Annotated in this window: 18 protein-coding genes and 1 pseudogene; 16 read left to right on the top strand and 3 right to left on the bottom strand. The window is 44.6% G+C overall.

Annotated elements, in window-relative coordinates; genetic code table 11:
• Positions 1 to 4: 4 nt before the first annotated feature.
• From JCM10519_RS09555 to JCM10519_RS28380, 12 genes are all read left to right on the top strand, one after another.
• On the top strand, positions 5 to 415 hold the full coding sequence (locus tag JCM10519_RS09555; RefSeq protein WP_054738828.1) for a hypothetical protein: 411 nt from the start codon (positions 5 to 7) through the stop codon (positions 413 to 415).
• Positions 412 to 1,035: a LamG-like jellyroll fold domain-containing protein gene (locus tag JCM10519_RS28410; protein WP_347843713.1), complete on the top strand. Its 624-nt coding sequence runs from the start codon at positions 412 to 414 to the stop codon at positions 1,033 to 1,035. Before JCM10519_RS09555 ends, JCM10519_RS28410 begins: the two co-directional genes overlap by 4 nt.
• A complete protein-coding gene (locus JCM10519_RS28405) occupies positions 1,032 to 1,367 on the top strand; it encodes a hypothetical protein (RefSeq protein ID WP_347843712.1) in 336 nt (111 codons plus the stop codon). Before JCM10519_RS28410 ends, JCM10519_RS28405 begins: the two co-directional genes overlap by 4 nt.
• A complete protein-coding gene (locus JCM10519_RS28400; RefSeq protein ID WP_347843711.1) occupies positions 1,351 to 3,102 on the top strand; it encodes a DNRLRE domain-containing protein in 1,752 nt (583 codons plus the stop codon). Before JCM10519_RS28405 ends, JCM10519_RS28400 begins: the two co-directional genes overlap by 17 nt.
• A gap of 41 nt (positions 3,103 to 3,143) precedes the next feature.
• Positions 3,144 to 4,757, top strand: a complete 1,614-nt coding sequence (locus JCM10519_RS09545; RefSeq protein WP_054738826.1) for a polysaccharide lyase family 8 super-sandwich domain-containing protein — start codon at positions 3,144 to 3,146, stop codon at positions 4,755 to 4,757.
• Positions 4,758 to 4,845: 88 nt separating this feature from the next.
• Complete coding sequence (locus tag JCM10519_RS09540; protein ID WP_347843845.1) at positions 4,846 to 6,303, top strand: polysaccharide lyase beta-sandwich domain-containing protein; 1,458 nt, start codon at positions 4,846 to 4,848, stop codon at positions 6,301 to 6,303.
• The gene (locus JCM10519_RS09535) at positions 6,242 to 6,478 is read left to right on the top strand and encodes a hypothetical protein (RefSeq protein ID WP_054738822.1); all 237 of its coding nucleotides are present in this window, start codon (positions 6,242 to 6,244) and stop codon (positions 6,476 to 6,478) included. The genes JCM10519_RS09540 and JCM10519_RS09535 overlap by 62 nt, the downstream gene beginning before the upstream one ends.
• Before the next feature lie 16 nt (positions 6,479 to 6,494).
• Complete coding sequence (locus tag JCM10519_RS09530; protein WP_054738820.1) at positions 6,495 to 7,520, top strand: hypothetical protein; 1,026 nt, start codon at positions 6,495 to 6,497, stop codon at positions 7,518 to 7,520.
• A 231-nt stretch (positions 7,521 to 7,751) separates the two neighbouring features.
• Positions 7,752 to 7,907, top strand: coding sequence for a hypothetical protein (locus tag JCM10519_RS28395; RefSeq protein ID WP_347843710.1), 156 nt, complete (start codon positions 7,752 to 7,754; stop codon positions 7,905 to 7,907).
• On the top strand, positions 7,904 to 8,407 hold the full coding sequence (locus JCM10519_RS28390; RefSeq protein ID WP_347843709.1) for a response regulator: 504 nt from the start codon (positions 7,904 to 7,906) through the stop codon (positions 8,405 to 8,407). The genes JCM10519_RS28395 and JCM10519_RS28390 overlap by 4 nt, the downstream gene beginning before the upstream one ends.
• 90 nt (positions 8,408 to 8,497) lie before the next feature.
• Positions 8,498 to 8,680 (top strand): hypothetical protein, encoded by a 183-nt coding sequence (locus JCM10519_RS28385; protein ID WP_347843708.1) that lies wholly within the window; start codon positions 8,498 to 8,500, stop codon positions 8,678 to 8,680.
• Positions 8,637 to 9,362, top strand: coding sequence for an AraC family transcriptional regulator (locus JCM10519_RS28380; RefSeq protein WP_347843707.1), 726 nt, complete (start codon positions 8,637 to 8,639; stop codon positions 9,360 to 9,362). Before JCM10519_RS28385 ends, JCM10519_RS28380 begins: the two co-directional genes overlap by 44 nt.
• 308 nt (positions 9,363 to 9,670) lie before the next feature.
• On the opposite strand, the gene JCM10519_RS09520 is transcribed toward JCM10519_RS28380, so the two are convergent.
• The gene (locus JCM10519_RS09520) at positions 9,671 to 10,150 is read right to left on the bottom strand and encodes a class I SAM-dependent methyltransferase (protein ID WP_347843706.1); all 480 of its coding nucleotides are present in this window, start codon (positions 10,148 to 10,150) and stop codon (positions 9,671 to 9,673) included.
• A gap of 84 nt (positions 10,151 to 10,234) precedes the next feature.
• A complete protein-coding gene (locus JCM10519_RS09515) occupies positions 10,235 to 11,971 on the bottom strand; it encodes an aminotransferase class I/II-fold pyridoxal phosphate-dependent enzyme (RefSeq protein ID WP_347843705.1) in 1,737 nt (578 codons plus the stop codon).
• Positions 11,972 to 12,274: 303 nt separating this feature from the next.
• On the opposite strand from JCM10519_RS09515, the gene JCM10519_RS09510 reads away from it, so the two are divergent.
• Both JCM10519_RS09510 and hcp read left to right on the top strand, forming a co-directional pair.
• Positions 12,275 to 12,886 carry a maltose acetyltransferase domain-containing protein gene (locus JCM10519_RS09510; protein ID WP_054738818.1) on the top strand — a complete coding sequence of 204 codons (612 nt, stop codon included), beginning with the start codon at positions 12,275 to 12,277 and terminating at the stop codon, positions 12,884 to 12,886.
• A 667-nt stretch (positions 12,887 to 13,553) separates the two neighbouring features.
• The gene (hcp, locus tag JCM10519_RS09500) at positions 13,554 to 15,185 is read left to right on the top strand and encodes a hydroxylamine reductase (protein ID WP_054738815.1); all 1,632 of its coding nucleotides are present in this window, start codon (positions 13,554 to 13,556) and stop codon (positions 15,183 to 15,185) included.
• Between the two features lie 72 nt (positions 15,186 to 15,257).
• On the opposite strand, the gene JCM10519_RS09495 is transcribed toward hcp, so the two are convergent.
• Positions 15,258 to 15,629 carry a nuclear transport factor 2 family protein gene (locus tag JCM10519_RS09495; RefSeq protein ID WP_054738813.1) on the bottom strand — a complete coding sequence of 124 codons (372 nt, stop codon included), beginning with the start codon at positions 15,627 to 15,629 and terminating at the stop codon, positions 15,258 to 15,260.
• A gap of 207 nt (positions 15,630 to 15,836) precedes the next feature.
• Here JCM10519_RS09495 and JCM10519_RS09490 point away from each other — a divergent pair, with 207 nt between their 5' ends.
• Entirely contained in the window at positions 15,837 to 16,025 is a 189-nt protein-coding gene (locus JCM10519_RS09490) for a ferredoxin (RefSeq protein ID WP_054738812.1), read from the top strand.
• A gap of 172 nt (positions 16,026 to 16,197) precedes the next feature.
• Positions 16,198 to 17,412: pseudogene (locus tag JCM10519_RS09480) on the top strand (DUF438 domain-containing protein).
• Positions 17,413 to 17,586 lie beyond the last annotated feature (174 nt).

The raw sequence follows: 17,586 nt of genomic DNA, 5'->3' as shown, positions 1-17,586 counted from the left end.
CGGAATGATGCAGACCGGATGGATCGTGGATCAGGGCATGTGGTATAGGCTTGGTACGGAAGGTTCCATGGAGTCGGGCTGGGTAAAAGAAGAATCAGACGGGTACTGGTATTTCCTTGATGGATCCGGTGCCATGAGAACCGGCTGGGTCCTTATTCATGGTATCTGGTATTACTTTAATCCTGTTACTCAGGGAAATACGGGCTGGCAGAAAACAGAAGACGGCAAATGGGGGCATCAGACTGGAGAAAGCGGAAGCAGGCCAGTGGGAGCCTTTGTACCAATACCACAACGGCAGACGGGTATCGGGTGGATGAAAACGGCGCCTGGATCCGGTGATCAATTTAGCCTGAAAGAGGGATTGAAAGAGGGGTTTCCCTCTTTCGGGGACCATTTGGGGGAAGCGGTCTTATGAAGGTAAAATGGAAAAAAATATGCGGGGCGGTGCTGATTTGTTCTATGGTTATGGGAAACCTTGCTTACGCAGCTCCTTTGCCCGGGAGCCCTGGATCTGATACGGATCAAAACGCCCTGGAAACGATTTTAAATGACGGGCTGGTCATGCATTCTTCTTTTGACGAAAGCAGTATCTCCGGGAATAAGGTAAAGGACCAGACCGGAAGAGGAAATGATGGGACAATTTACGGTCAGCCGGCTTTTGTAAAGGGGATCCGGGGCAATGGTGTTTTAATGGATAACGGAAGCAAAGCCGGTCAGCCCGACACGAAAGCCGATCAATATATTACCTATGGCCAGACCGCTGATTTAAAGTTTGGAACGGAAGATTTTTCCTTGTCCTTCTGGATGAAAACGGAAAATCATGGTCAGAATAACGGTACCATCCTTTCCAATAAAAATTATATCAGCGGCAGCAATACGGGCTGGGCCTTTGGTAATTTCAATAATGTCAGCAACGTGGATATGAGAATGAATTTTTCCGGGACAGGAAACAGCCGGGTAGAATTAAAAGGAATACCTGCCAACGATGACAAATGGCATCATGTGCCGGCAGCTTTGACAGGGATGGAGATATGACGGTTTATCTGGATGGAGAGAAATATTCGTCTATTTCTATGACAGGACACAAAGGAAAATCTGTTGATACGGGACTGGATTTCATTTTAGGCGGCGATGGCAGAGGGTGTTATGGCATGAGCGGCTGTATGATTGATGAACTCCGGGTGTATAAGAAGGCGGTTAATGCCTTGACCGTAAAAACAATTTATGAAACGGAAGGAGTAATGGAAGCTTTGGAACAGATGAAAAATCAGCTGGCTTCAATAAAGCCGGGGGCAGAGTATCCCATGGACCGGATCGAGGCTATGGGACTGGAAATTGAACATGTAAAGAATGGGCTGGAGGCATGACAGCAGCCGAAGCTGTGGCAGCGTCAGAAGCCTCAAAGAACGGTTTAATGAATTTCTGGAAGGCAGCGAACCGCTTTGCAGCTTCCAGGTGGTTGCTGATATCCATATTAAGTCCGACAACTTATCGGATACCAATGCAGTGAATTTCATAGCTGGGTTAAAGGACATGAAAACCATTGCCCCTGATTCTCTGGGGGTGCTGAATTTAGGTGATTTTACACAGAGCGGCACAGAAGCCCAGTATAACGGGATCTATAACATTATGGACCAGTATTCTCCGGTTTCTGATGATAAGGTTATCATGGCTCTTGGAAATCATGATGTCAGGGGATACAATTCTGCTGACTGGAACAAGGATGAAACCGTTATCAGTGCATACTGGCCTACGGCAAAAGCCCTTTATCTGAAAAAGAACAAAAGATATATGCCAAACAACGGGGAAGCGCTCTACTTTGACCGGTGGCTGGGTGGGTATCATTTTATCGTAATCAATACGGAAAACGGCTTAAAGGATACCATGTATCTTTCCGGAGAACAGTTAAACTGGCTGGAAGAGACTCTGGCTGAAAATGCCAGCCCGGATAAGCCGATTTTTGTCATGGGACACAATGCATTAAAGGATACCCACTGGAGAAGCAATATCCTGCTGGATTTCGGGAACCAGGATTTAAGAGTAAAGGAGATATTTTCCAAATACCCTCAGGTGATTTACATGTCCGGCCACATTCACAACGGATTTGGCGTGGCGGAGGCCATTGACAGGGAATACGGCACCTTGATTGATGTTCCCTCCTATAATGAGTCTGAAAACGGTGTAAAGGAAACCGGAATAGGCTACCATGTAAAGATTTATAAAGACAGTGTGGTATTTAAGGCAAGAAACTTTAAAACCTCTGCCTGGCTGCCGGAGTACGATATAACAGTGGCTATTCCCGGCCTTCCTTCTGTATACAAAAAGGCAAGGAGCTTAAGTTCCGGCGCTTACACATCCGGGCCTTATGAGAAAGTACTGCAGCTTATGGAAGAGGGAAAAGGAATTTTTCAGAAGAAATATGATCAGAGCAACCTGACCTATGAAAAAGTGGATCCTCCTGCAATCAGCCTGTTTACCAGGGAGGTGAGGGAACGGATCAATGACCTTGCATCAAGACTTACCGCTGCCATGGAAGAACTTGAATCCAACGAAAAGATCACGGCTCCCACTGAGGAGGTTTACCTCCAGGGAGGGACTGATGCCGGTAAAACAAACAGCCAGTACAGCAATTACGATGCTTCCAAACTCAGAGTCAAATTCTCTGACGGCCAGCAGAATTATACCAGAAGAACGGTTATGACATTTAATTTATCGGGAGTGGAAAGGGCAGCCAGAGAGGCTGATCTTGTACTTGAACTGACCGGAGGAATCAGCAATACCAATCCTGCGAAAGATTTTGTTTCTGCGGAAATTTATGAAGTGAAAAGCGGCTGGAATTCCGGTACATTGACCTGGAATACAAAGCCGGAAAGAATAAGAGACAAGGCGGCTGGAATGATTTCAAAGGACAATATATCCGGTGGGATCGTAACTGCAGATGTTAGTGAAAGCGTAAGAAATGCGCTGAATGAAGGGAAAACGGAAATTTCCTTTGAAATCAGCTGTCCTGTGGCGGCCAATGACAATATGATTGACTTTTATTCCACAAGGCAGAAGGAAAAGGAGGGCCAAGGCTTATCACCCGCACAACCGGGACGATAAAACCGGTTGATCCCCAGTTTCAGGAATTAAGGGAAAAGTGGATGGGCACGCTGTTAGGCGGAGAACTGGATACCGGCAATGAAGCAGTCCGCACCTACATCAAAGGGCTTAATGAAAAGTCCGGGAAATACTGGAATACCATGATAAAGGGAAGGGATGAGTCCAGGACAAATCTCTGGAACGATCTTGATATGAGCTACATCAAAGGGACCGGCGCAGAGGCTAAGGTCCATTCCGGAAATGTGGCCCAGACCTTTTATCGGTTAAAGGACATAGCAATCGCATGGGCAACAAAGGGATGCCAGCTGTACCAGAACGAAGATGTGAAAAATGAGCTGATCCTGGCGCTGGATTTTATGAATGAACATCACTATAGCAGCAGTGATGAAAAGACCCCGGTGTTCGGAAACTGGTGGCACTGGGAAATCGGTGGCCCCATTGCATTTCTGGATACCGCCCTGATTCTTTATGAGGATCTGACACCGGATCAAATCGCCCGTTATGGGGCGGCAGTCAACCGGTTCACAAACGTATGCGACCGTCCCTCCGGCTATCCGGGTTCTCCGGCCATGACAGGGGCAAACCTGATCGACAAAGGCATGGTAGTAGTCCAGACCGGTCTTTTGACCGACAGCAGGGATAAGCTGGATCATGTGAAAAAAGCATATAAAACCGTGTTTGAATATGTGACCACTGGAGACGGATTCTATGAGGACGGGTCCTTTATCCAGCACCAGGCCCTTGCCTATATGGGCGGATACGGTTCCCAGCTCTATGAGAAACTGAGCATTCTGTTTTCCGTATTTTCCGGCACTGATTTTGAGCTGACCTATGAGGATCACGCAGAGCAGCTGATCTTTGATATGGTATTTGAAGGAATCGAGCCGTTTATCTATAACGGCCTGTGCATGGATATGGTAGCAGGCAGGGACATTACAAGAAAAACCTCAAATGACAAGGCAAGGGGCGCAGGAATCATGGATGCCATGATGCTGATGGGGGATGCCATGCCTGCAGACCAGCAGGAACGGTTTAACCGCATGATGAAATATTTCATTGGGCTTGATGAGAATTATTATTACAGCCGCAGCACTCATATTGCTTCCTTAATGAAGGCAAATCAGATCATGAACGATGCTTCTATTGAACCGAGAAGTGAGTATGTGCTTCACAAGCTGTTTGCAGGCATGGATAAGCTGGTACATATTATGCCGGAATTCGGATTCGCTTTATCCATGCATTCCAGCCGTACCTACGGGCATGAACTGATCAACGATGAAGGCAAGCACACCTGGAATGTTTCCGATGGCATGACATACCTCTATAACCGTGACAGAGACCAGTACGGGGAAGGCTACTGGGCCACCGTAGATCCAAAGCGCCTGGCAGGAACAACTACGGAATATGTGACCCGTCCCAACGGCGCCGGTGACCGCACAAAGAATATTTACAGCTGGGTGGGCGGTTCCAGCTTGGCAATTACGGCGGAGCAGGAATGCATTATAAGACCCTGGGCAACAGCGGCAGCACCAGATCAGGCACGGACGCCAAAAAATCCTGGTTCATGTTTGACGACGAGATCGCAGCACTGGGAAGCGGGATCACCTCTTCCACAGGCAATTACGTGGAGACCATTATTGACAACCGGAAGCTGAATAAGGATGGAAGCAATGAAGTGCTGATCAATGGGGAAGCAAAGGATATCAGGACGATGGTAAGGAAGGTGCATTAAAAGGAACAAAAATAGCCAATGCATCCTGGATCCATCTGGAGGGAAATACGGCCGGCTCTGATATCGGATATTATTTTCCTGGAAAAGCGGATGTCATGGCCCTGAAAGAAAAGCGGACCGGCAATTGGAATGCCCAGGGAACCACCGAGGGCGAGGAGACAAATCTTTTTGCCACCTTTTGGCTGGAGCATGGGAAAAAGCCGTCTAATGCAGATTATTCCTATGTGATTCTTCCTGGAAAAACTGCAGAAGAAACGGCACAGTACTGCGAAAATTCGGACATTGAAGTCCTGGAGTGCAGCGAAGATGCTCATGGAGTAAGAGAAAAGAACCTGGGAATAACGGCAGTAAATTTCTGGAATAACAAGATAAAGACTGTGGCAGGAATCACATCAAATAAAGCCGCATCCATAACCATGGAGATAAATGGGGATGAGGCAACCCTGGGGGTATCGGATCCGACCCAGGAGAATAATGGCACCATTGAGATTTCCCTTCCATATAAAGGGGGAGATATGAAAGAATCTGACGCCAATGTGGAAGTGCTTCAGAAAACTCCGTTTATCAAGCTGGCTGTAAGGACGGCAGGGCTGGCAGGCCGGACCAGCAGGATCACGCTAAAAGTGCTGGAGCCTGAAACATGTGAAATCATTGGGCTTTCCGGAGAGTTTGGCCAGATCAAGGCAGACCCTGGAACAAAGTTCACGGATTTGCAGCTTCCTAAGACAGTGGAAGTCTATGACAATGCCGGAGGCACCCACACACTGGATATTTTGTGGGAGAGAGGGGATTATCAGAAGGATGTATTGGGGACCTATGATTTAACCGGGCAGCTAATATTGCCTGAGGGACTTTACAATACGGCAGGGTTTTCTGCGTTAATCCAGGTTCAGGTCGGCAATGAATGCACTCCAGTTATGGATGATGTTTATGTGCAGGGCGGATCGGACAGTGACAAAAATTTCAACGGTTCTCCTTACCTGATTGTAAAAAATGATGCAGGAGCGCAGAATTACACCAGAAAGTCCCTTATGAAGTTCAGCCTGGAACAGGTGCCGGAATCCGCTCAGGCAATTTATCTGACCTTTGAGCTGACAGGTACGCCAAGCGCGGATTTTACCAGTGCAGATATTTATCAGGTGGAAAATGATTGGGAAGGGACAACAGTAACCTTCAACCGTTTTCCGGCCCGCATTGGGGAAGAACCGGTATCTTCCTTTACAAAAGCCATGACATCGGAGAGCCTGCTACAGAAGCTTCATGTGACGGAAGCTGTCTGCAGGGCCAAAAAGAACGGGGAGACTGAAATTTCTTTTGAGATCAGTATACCAACGGCAGCAAAAAAACAACTACCTGGATATTCACTCTTCCAGAACTGCCAAAGAAGGAGCTTTAAAGCCAGCCCTGGTGTGGAAATCCGATTATACAGCAGAAAAGGTAATAAAAAAGAATTTAAGCTTTATTATTGATCTGGCTTCTAATATCAACGCAGAGGATTACAGCAATGTGGATGAGGCAGGTCTGGCACAGCTGGTTAAAGAAGCAAAACGCATTCTCCAGGATCCGAATGCAGAAATGGAAGAAATTCATGAAATGGAGAAACGTCTGACTCAGGAACTGGCAAAATATAGAAGAAAGCTGTAAGGAGCAGGAGGAAACGATGAAACAGAAAGCGCGCAGATGGATGGGGATAATGGGAGCGGCTGCAATCTTAACTTTATTCATGATGGGAATCTGGTGGCTGAAAAGTCCTTCCAATGGAGTGATGAAGATTGGAAGCCACACCATCACTCAGGACCATCTGGCGCTTTATGAAAATGACTGCCGGGCCGAAGTTACATCCTATTTTTACAATAAATATCAGCTGGACCCAAATGAAGACGGATTCTGGGAGACTAAAATCCAGGGAGAGATTCCAAGGGAGGTACTAAGGCAAAAAGCCATGGACCATCTTGTCCGGGATACTGTGGAGCGGATAAAGGCTTCCCAATATGGGATGCCTGCGGATATAACTCTGAAAGACATAAAAAGGTCCCTGGAGGTAGAAAACAAAAAACGGCAGTCCTCTAACGGTGTTTCTTACGGTCCGGGTCAGTATGGACTGATGGAATATATCTCCAGGACACAGATGGAAGTGAGAGACGAACTAAAGGGAAAACTCCTGGAGGAACGGCTGAAACCTTCTGAAGAGCAGTTAAAGGAGCTTTACGCCAGTGCAGATCCCTCCCTGTTTGATAAGGGGTGCAGAGCCAGGATCGGAATCTATATGTATTACGGCATGAAGGCGGGAGAGTATCCGGAGGAACTGAAAAAGGTCTGGGGCCTTGTGGAGAAAGGACTTGCCGAAGAAAAGGAGCCTGCGGATATTGTCAATGGGATCAATGAAGGGGCAGGGGTTAAAATCGAATACGAGGAAGCGGAATATGATACGGCTGATTTTCCAAGAGACAACCAGGAAATGACCTGGCTGGCAGAACAGACCCGGTTTATGGAACCGGGGCAAAGCAGCGGAGTGTTGGACTATGGAGCCTCCCAGGGAATCTTAAAGGTACTGGATAAGCACGACTACGGTAAGGCAGGTTATGAGGAATCTGAAACACTTTTAAGGAATCTGTGGCTGGAGGGAGCTTATCAGGAGTACATAAAACAGTGTATGGAAGAGTATGGTTATTTCCTGAAACAATAAAAAAAGCTGTTTTAAATGGCAATAAGCCGGAAGGAAGCAGCAGGACGAAAGAGCGGAACGATTGAGAGATACGCATTTATTTGATAAATATCTGCTTATTACGATGCAGGATAATGGAACCGGAATACCAGAAGAGAAAATACCTCTGCCCATAATCAAAGGGAAAAGCTGAAAGAAAACCGGGGCAGGGTATATACAGGTAACCGTAAAAAGTCCTTTGGAGTATTAAATATGTATCGGATCATGATCGTAGACGACGAACCGCTGATTCTGGCTGGGGTCACATCTCTTCTTAACTGGGAAGAGCATCAATGTAAAATAGTGAGAAAGGTCTCCAGCGGCCGCCAGGCTCTGGCCCAAATGGAGCCCTTCGGCCGGATATTGTGATAACGGATATTGAGATGCCTGCCATGGATGGGATCAGTTTTATGAAGGCATGTGTAGAGAGCGGATATGGGGCCTCCTTTATTTTCCTGACCAATCTTGAGGAATATTCTCTGGTGAAAGAAGCGCTGCGTCTGGGAGCCGTTGATTATCTTGTGAAGCTGGAGCTTGATAAGGAGGCTTTAATCGCAGCACTTAAAAGGGCCAAGGAAAGATGCAATCTAACCCGTCCCAGGATACGGGCGATGGAAGACGGAGAGGTGACCCCAGATGAGCATATACAGAATTATTTCAGGCGTATTTTGCTTTGCGATACGGATACGCATCCGGATGAAAGGCTGACTTTGATGATCCGGGAACGTTATCCGGTGCTTCTTTTGATGTTATTTCATTTTAACTGCAAATTTGACGGATCTTCCGGGAAATTCACCAGGGCAGACCAGAAGAAAATCATGAATTATGGGGAAAATATCATTCATGAAATGGTAAAAGGTTTTTTTTGACAGAAGCTGTCTTCTGAGAAAGGATCAAAATGGTTTTATCCTTGTTCTTTCACTGGAGGGCATGAATGCGTATAAAGAACAGGCCAAAGCATGAGTATCAAGTTCTGTAAGGCGATGAAGGATCATTTTGAGATTCCCGTGTCCGTTGCTGTCAGCCAGCCGGTAAGGCAGGCAGAAGGGGTTCAGGAGCTTCTTTACCAGGCCATGAGTGCTATGGATGATACCTATTATGACAGCTCCAGTGCGATTGTTTTTTTATCCGGAAAATTGTAAAGAAAATTTCAGCCACAGCAGAAGCTTTAATATTAATTTTTTAAAGAAGGAATTAACAGGCATTATCCGTCAAAACGACCGGAAGGGCTTTTCCAATATCATGAATCAGATCATTCAACTGTTTGTCCAGTGTAAGCCATCCCGTTCACAGGCGGTAAATGCGTGCTGCAACCTTTATTGCTTTATCACATTCCTTTTGGAAGAGAGAGAGGACCAGGACTTTCCCTATATTTTGGATGTGGCAGGGCAGTTAAACCGGCTGTTTGACTTAAACTCTGTGATCGCCTGGCTGGAGCGGTTCCGGGACCAGGTGGCAGAAGCCCTGGAGAGTTATAAGGAAAGCAGGAAGGACAAGTATATTGAACTGGTTCTGGAATATATTCGGAAGCATTACCGGGAAAAAATAACCTTAAATCAGATGTCCGCCTTATTAAATATCAGCCAGGGACATTTAAGCTGTATTTTTAAAAAACAGACTGGAAAAAACTTTTCAGATTACGTAACTGAGGTTAAGATTGAAAAGGCAAAGGAGCTGATAGAAACGTATCAATATATGATGTATGAAATTTCGGATATGCTTGGTTTTGATACGCAGTACTATTTCAGTGCCGTATTTAAAAAGATTACGGGTTATACTCCAAAAGAATATGAGAGTATGACAATAAAAAAGAACTGCTCCTGATTCAAGTGTGCCTTTTTGGCTGAAACCAGCTGATACCCGGGGGTATTTGCAACGAACGGAAGAATAGAAAGAGGAGGGCTATCCGCTTAAAGCGGCAGCCCTTTTTTTGTTTTCCCATATAGACGGACTCTTATGAGTGCAGGCATTTGGCACACCCAGGCGGGAGGCCGGTCTGATCAGGATTCGTCTCAATAAAATATTCGTCAGGAAAAGATATAACTGCATTGAACCGGTCACTTCTGTAAGGGTCATAAAAACCATCGCTGATATCCCAGCCGCGAAATTCCTCCTTAGAAAACAATAAGTGTTCATTCCGGTGAGAACGCATGGGGATTTCTCCGATCAGCACGCCTTTTTTTGGCAACCCGGAGAAGCTCTTTTGTTGCTCTCTCTGCATACTCCTTATTATCAAAATAAAGGTAAACGCCGTAACAGATCACTTTGTCAAAGGATTTATCCTTAAACGGCAGGTCTGCGGCTTCACCGGTCAGGACCGAATTCTGCAGAAGTTCGATATGCTTTTGAACCAGGGTAGGGGAGTAGTCAATGCCAACGTAATCACAGTCCAGATACTGGGCCAGAGCACCTGCGCCGCAGCCGACTTCAAGGACCCTGTCATTTTTATGTATATCCAGCCGCTTGATTATCTGACGGGCCACCTCTTCCATATCCACCTTGGTGGCCTCATAGCCGTCGTATGCCAGCAGGTCCGTCACGGAGCCGTCTGCCCGGCCTTTCCGGGTCCAGATCTGCTGCCAGGTTTCTCTTGATGCATTTTGTGTATTCATAATGATTACCTCCTTTTATTTTTGCGAAGGCATCGAGCCAAAGACAAGCTCACTTGACCTGGCAGCTGCCTGCGGGATATTTGACTAGCGTAATATATGTTTCAGCCCATCTGCCAGCCGTTCATTGTCTGCCTCTGTTCTGACTGCAATGCGGATGAATTCCCTGCCTTCCATTCCCGGCTTATGGGATAGATCCTTTACCAGAATGTTGTAACGGTTTAACAACAGTTCCGCAATCTGGGAAGCGGAACAGCCATCAATGATTTCACACATAATAAAGTTGGCCTGTGAGGGGTAAAGCTTCAACTGCCTGATGGACTCAAGGGACTGGTATAATTTTTCTCTGGTCCTTTTAAAATGCTCCAGGGCTTCCTGGTAGTCTGATTTGTATTTCTCAAAGATCTGAAGAAAATACTCTGCCAGAGAGTTAATATTCCAAATGGGCAGTTCTTTCCTCACCTGGTTTATAATTTCCGGGTCACTGCAGGTAAGAAGCCCTAGCCGCAGTCCGGGAACCCCGTATGACTTTGAAATGCTTTTGATCAGGACCAGGTTTCTATACTCATCCAATATTTCCTGACACATAAGCGACGGCGATTCCTCCGCAGAGGAGAAGTCAATAAAGGATTCATCCAGAATGAAAATAATGTTCCTGGCCTTGCAGTATTGTACAAGGGAAAGGACTTCCTGCTTTGGGATATAATTCCCCGTGGGATTATCAGGGTTAACTAAAACCAGTGCATCCAGCTCCTTATCCTTGTAAAACTCCATGATATCCTGGGCGGTATATGTATAATCCGGAGTTGAGACGTTGAAATAAACGGCATTTTGCGAACAGATTCCATATTCTTCAAAGGAAGGGCGCAGAACGCCCACGGCATTTTTAAAGCTGCGGATCAAAGGCTTGATTAATTCTGCCGCTCCGTTTCCGGTGAGAATCTGGTTTCTGTCTAAGCCCAGGGATTTTGCAGCCAGCAGGTTATTGATATCAAGGCCGGAGGGATAGCTGGTGGTAAGGATTTCAAAGCTGGCCTTGATCTCTCCCATAAAACGGCTGTTTGGAAAATAGGGATTGACCAGGTAACAGAAATCCAGAAGACCAGGATACCGCCAGTAACCGCCGAAGCGCTTGGATAGCCGGGACAGCCTGCTTTGGGAATCTGTAAAAATGGATTCCGCAATGTCCAGATCCTGCTCATCATCAATTTCATACCAGAAGCCGTTTTCCAGCCTGGTGGCTTTTAAATCGTGGTCATCTAAAAGTGAAATGACCTTTAATACCTGTTCATAATATTCATTGTTTCCCAAGGCCCTGCTGTAGGCTTCCAGAAAGGGAACATAGTGGGTTGTGGAAAAATTACGGCTGAATTTATAGATGTTGACAGTTTTGTAGTAGGAATGAATATCCTCAAAACGGAAATCCTTCCGTGTAAGGAATTTCATTATATTGTCCTGTTTATCCAGCAAAACCACTGTCCCATCCATCCAGCTTTCAAAATGGGCCACAAGAGCCAGATTGGGATAAGGGTCATTTATGATCTGGTTCAGGACTTCCTGTTCGAAAATCAGGTCTGATTCCAGCAAAATGGTATCATCCATGAGAAGCTGGTCCTTTGCAAGATAAAGGGAGTAAATATTGTTTGTTGTTTTGTAGACCGGATTGTCTATGTACGTGACCGGAGTGGAAAGAGGGAGAGAGGATACAAAGGATTGCAGCTCTTCGCCCTTATGGCCGGTTACAATGATGATTCGGTTCAAATGGCAGTGATCCAGCTGTTTCAGCATGCGCTCGATCATAGGAATTCCATTTACGGTAATCATGCATTTCGGCTGGTTTTCAGTTAGCTTTTTTTAAACGCCGTCCCATTCCGGCGGCCAGGATTATTGCCTGCATAATACACTCCTTTGTTCAAAAATGTAATATATTATAAATTAATGAACATAATACCAGTTTGATAATGATCTGTCAATAGATTTAAAATAAAAATATAATAAACTCTGATACAAGGCAAAAAAAATAATGGATCCACCTTTTTAGCTGCAGCAGTTGATATCCGGTGGCTCTTGGTTTATCATTGTAATATCTGTTTCGATCATAATGAAAGATGGAAGGGTGGAAGGGTCATGAACCAAAAGGAAAGAATGCTGGCTGGCCTGCCTTATAAGGCATGGCTGGATGGGCTGAATGAGGAACGAATGGCGAACAAGCTTAAGATTTACCAGTATAATCAGCTGCGCCCGGATGAAGAAGAAAAAATGGAAGAGCTGATCCGCAGTATCCTTGGAAAGGCGGGAAAGGATGTTCATATTGAAGCGCCGTTCCACTGTGATTATGGGACCAATATTGAGGTGGGGGATTATTTTTTTGCAAATTATAATTGCGTGATCCTTGATGTGGGAAAAGTGATAATCGGGGACAATGTAATGTTTGCACCCAATGTTTCTATTTATACCGCAGGCCATCCCATTCATCCGGATTCCAGAAATTCAGGATATGAATATGGGATTCCTGTAACAATAGGAAATAACGTATGGATCGGGGGCAATGTCATCATCAACCCGGGAGTTACCATAGGAAACGATGTGGTGATCGGCGCAGGAAGCGTTGTGACAAAGGATATCCCTGACAGGGTGGTGGCCCTGGGAAATCCCTGCAGAGTGGTCCGGCAGATTGCAGAGGAAGACAGGAAATATTACTATAAAAATAAGGAATTTGATGTGCAGGATTACAAATGATCCTGCTTGAGCCATGCCGTCAAAATTTATACAGGGATTTTCTTTCAGAATATAATAATATTTTTCCAAAAGCGTATACTAACCTGAAAGGAACCAGGGAAGAAAATTCATGAAAGGAGACGGTGTGGATGAAAGGGATATGTGATTGCGCCGATGCATTTGTCCAGAAATGCAGCATAAAGGATTTCGCACTATTAAAGATATGTCTGTGTGCAGTAGGATCATGGTTGGATTATTGATCCCGGAAAAGAAGAGAAAAATGCCTCTTATGGCAGCAGGTTTAGTTTTCGTATTCAGCTATATTTTATTAATGGCGAAATTTGTGAAGGTTTGTATGGAAGAACGTTAGGGCAGTTCATAAAGGCTGCCCGGATAAAATCAGTGTTCCGGGATATGACCGGCTGCATCAGCATTTTAGGTAGGACTAAATGCTGATGCAGCCATTTTTTTGTCTCAATTTCAGTGAAAAAATGTACCCGGAAATAATCATACCTTGCTTTAACTGCTGATGATCCATGATCTCCTTTTAATAAAAAATAAAAAAATTAAACTATGTTGTAATAACAACGGACATAAATTCTTTCCAATGGTATCCTTTTAAAAGAAAGCAGGAGCGCTGAAAGAATGGTGCCATGCATAGATAATATACAATAGGAGGTAATGGAATATGAGCATGTTTTGCTATCAGTGTCAGGAGACAGCAAAAAACACAGGCTGTACCATCAAAGGTGTCTGTGGTAAGAATGAGGAGGGTGCAAAGCTTCAGGACCTGCTCGTTTATGCGGTAAAGGGGATTTCTGAAATTGTTGTAAAGACAAAAACCAATGCTGCAGAGATTCATACAATCAATCATGAGGTACTTACCAGTCTCTTTATCACCATCACAAACGCAAACTTTGATGCGGATGCAATTGAAAACCAGATCGTAAAGGTTCTTGGATTAAGAGACCAGCTTGCAAAGGATACAGGATACAACGGAAACCAGGATGCAGCAGTGTTTACTGTGGACTCCAGGGAGTCCATGCTTTCCAAGGCTTCTTCAGTAGGAGTTCTTGCTACGGAAAATGAAGATATCCGTTCCTTAAGGGAGCTGATCATCTACGGAATCAAGGGTCTGGCTGCTTACACAGAGCATGCGTTCAACATCGGGAAAGAGGAGGTATCCATTTATTCCTTTATTTACGAAGGACTTGCTGCAACTCTTGATGACAGCCTTACAGCTGATGATCTGGTTGCCCTGACCTTAAAGACCGGTGAATACGGAGTAAAGGGAATGGCACTTCTTGATGAGGCCAATACAACACGCTATGGAAATCCGGAAATCACTTCTGTTAATATCGGTGTCAGAAAGAACCCGGCGATTCTTATCTCCGGCCATGATCTGACAGATATGGAACAGCTTTTAGAGCAGACAAAGGGAACAGGAGTGGATGTTTATACCCATGGAGAAATGCTTCCTGCTCACTATTATCCGGCATTTAAGAAATATGATAACTTTGTAGGCAACTACGGAAACTCCTGGTGGATGCAGGTTGGCGAGTTTGAATCCTTCCACGGACCGATTCTCTTTACCACAAACTGTATTGTTCCTCCAAAAACTCCTGAAGTTGCAGACAGGATCTTTACAACAGGCGCTGCAGGCTTCCCAGGATGTCCTCACATTCCTGCGAATAAAAACGGAAAGAAGGATTTTTCTGCTGTCATTGAGATGGCAAAGAAGCTTCCTGCTCCGGCTGAAATTGAAACAGGCAGTATTGTAGGCGGTTTCGCCCATAATCAGGTACTGGCACTTGCGGATCAGGTGGTTGATGCCGTGAAGTCCGGAGCCATTAAAAAGTTCTTTGTTATGGCAGGATGCGACGGCAGAATGAAATCCAGAGAGTATTACACAGAGTTTGCAAAGCAGCTTCCAAGCGATACCATCATTCTTACGGCTGGATGTGCAAAATACAGATATAACAAGCTGGAACTGGGCGATATCGGCGGAATTCCAAGAGTTCTTGATGCGGGACAGTGTAATGACTCCTATTCCCTGGCAGTCATTGCCCTGAAATTAAAAGAAGTATTTGGCCTTGATGATGTCAATGAGCTTCCTATCGCTTATAACATTGCCTGGTATGAGCAGAAAGCGGTTATCGTACTTCTTGCGCTGCTTTACTTAGGAGTGAAGAATATTCACTTAGGACCGACATTGCCTGGATTCTTATCTCCAAATGTTGCCAAGGTTCTTGTTGATACATTTGGAATCGCAGGAATTGGTACCGTAGAAGATGACATTGAATTATTCATGAATGCATAATAGCCGGATACCAGCATAATAAAAGGGGGGCTGCATCACTAACGAAAGTTGGTCTTGCAGTTTCCCTGCTTTTTATTTCTCATAAGGAAAATAATGTTCTGCCTTTGATTGAAATTCTTTTAATACTCTGATCTTTTTATTATCATCAAAATCAATCATTGAAATTCCATCAAATCCGTCTATTGCGTTGTTATAATTGCATTTAAAATACCATTCCACAACAGTTGTATTTCCTTCCGAAACGAATCGCTTGATCGACCACTCTAAAACGGTTCTGACTTTGTTCCAGTCAGCAAACCATTTTAAAACCTGTTCGATTCCATGATATTCCGGCCCAAAGCACTCGCTGTATATAATTTTTTCTGAAAAGACCGTCTTAAGCACTTCTGCATCTTTTTTGATCCATGCCTGAAAATAGTTTTCTACCAATATTTTATTCCACATTTTTTTCCATACTTCCATACAACGATAGAAACTTACCCAACATTTTACAGCCCATTGCCAATAAAAAATGGAAAATGTTGTAACTACAACAGACATGCAGCCAAGGCAATGGTATCCTGAAAAAAAATAAAACATATTTTTGGAAAATGGATAATTTGTAAAGAAATTACCAACAATAAAGATATCTTTGGGAAAGGAGTTATTGATATGAAAGCAACGGTAGATAGAGAGGGTTGTATTGAATGCGGACTGTGTGCATCAGTTTGTCCTGAAGTGTTCCGAATGGGAGATGACGGGCCTGCAGAAGCATATGTTGATGAAGTTCCGGAGTCTGCGGAGCAATCAGCAGTTGAAGCGCAGGAAGGCTGTCCTGTTTCAGTAATAACAGTAGAATAATCAGGAAGAGCGCCTCCTTCTGAGGGGAATGATCCAATCAGACGGGGGCGTTTTTTATATAGTGGGGAGAAGATACAGTCCGATGAAAACAGGCGGGGTTCTATGAGCGCGTGCAGGGAAGAAAAGTGATTTGACAGGGAAAAAAGTTTTCTGTTCCATAAGGAGGAATTCTATGAGTGAATATATTAACAATCGTGAAATGAGGCAAAATGCAATAAAAGAGATCATTAAAAAGCTTCATGAAGGAAAATCTGTGGAAGATGTAAAGCAGCAGTTTGACGAGGCTTTTCATGGCGTGTCTGCTTCTGAAATTTCTGCGGCTGAGACTGCTCTGATCGCAGACGGCCTGCCGGTGGAGGAGGTACAAAAGCTTTGTGATGTTCATGCCGCAGTTTTTAAAGGTCTATTGAGGAAATCCACCAGCCGGACGATCCAACCTTAATTCCCGGACATCCTTTGAATGTGCTGGTCAGAGAAAATAAGAAAATTGCTCATATTATTGAAAATGAAATCCGCCCGTATCTGGTTCTGGCAAAAAAGGCTGATAAGGAGGAAGTTTCAAAGCTTAAGGAAGGCATAAACCAACTAAAAGACTTATCCCTTCATTACGGAAAAAAAGGAGAATCTGCTGTTTCCATATATGGAGAAATACGGAATCACGGCGCCTCCAAAGGTCATGTGGGGAGTGGATGATGAGATCAGAAGTCAAGTAAAAGAAATAATGGAAATTCTTAAAAAGAATGTGAAAATCGATGAACCCCTGGTGCAGAAGATAGAGAAATTACTGGATAAGATCACGGAAATGATATTTAAAGAGGAAAATATCATGGTTCCCATGCTTTTGGAGCAGCTGACCCAGGAAGAGTGGAAAACAATTGCTGATGGAAGCGGAGAAATAGGTTTTATGATCGACCATGTGCCCCAATGGAATCCTGCCGCAGCTGATAAGGAAAAGGAGAAGACGGAGGCAAAGAAGGAACCAGGTCTTATAAAACTTCCTTCCGGAGAATTTAAGGTGGAAGAGCTGACCGCCATGTTAAATACGCTTCCCTTTGACATTACCTTTGTAAATAAGGAGGATGTGGTAAGGTACTTTTCAGAAGGAAAGGAGCGGGCTTTCCCCAGAACAAGAGCCATAATCGGCAGAAATGTCTCCAACTGCCATCCGCCGGCCAGTGTCCACATTGTTGAAAAGATTGTTGAGGATTTCAAAGCCGGAAGAAAAGACCAGGAAGATTTTTGGATCAAAATGGCCGGAAAATATATTTTGATCCGCTATTATGCGGTGAGAAGCAATGAAGGAGAGTACCTTGGGGTTCTGGAAGTGACCCAGGACATAGGCCCCATACAGGAGATCACCGGAGAAAAGAGACTGCTGTCAGAATAGAAAATTCATATGTATAGCCGTCCGGCCAGAGGGATTTACGCTCTGGCCTTTTTTAGTCCAGACTGTGGTCGGATTTGAAAAATATTTTTTCAGAATATATCAAAATATGTACAAAGAATCAGACGAAAACCATAAAGAAATTGTTTGATTTGTATGATAAATAAAATAAAAAGA

This window comes from Clostridium sp. NkU-1 (genome assembly GCA_001312405.1).
This window is presented reverse-complemented; position numbering and strand designations above follow the sequence as displayed.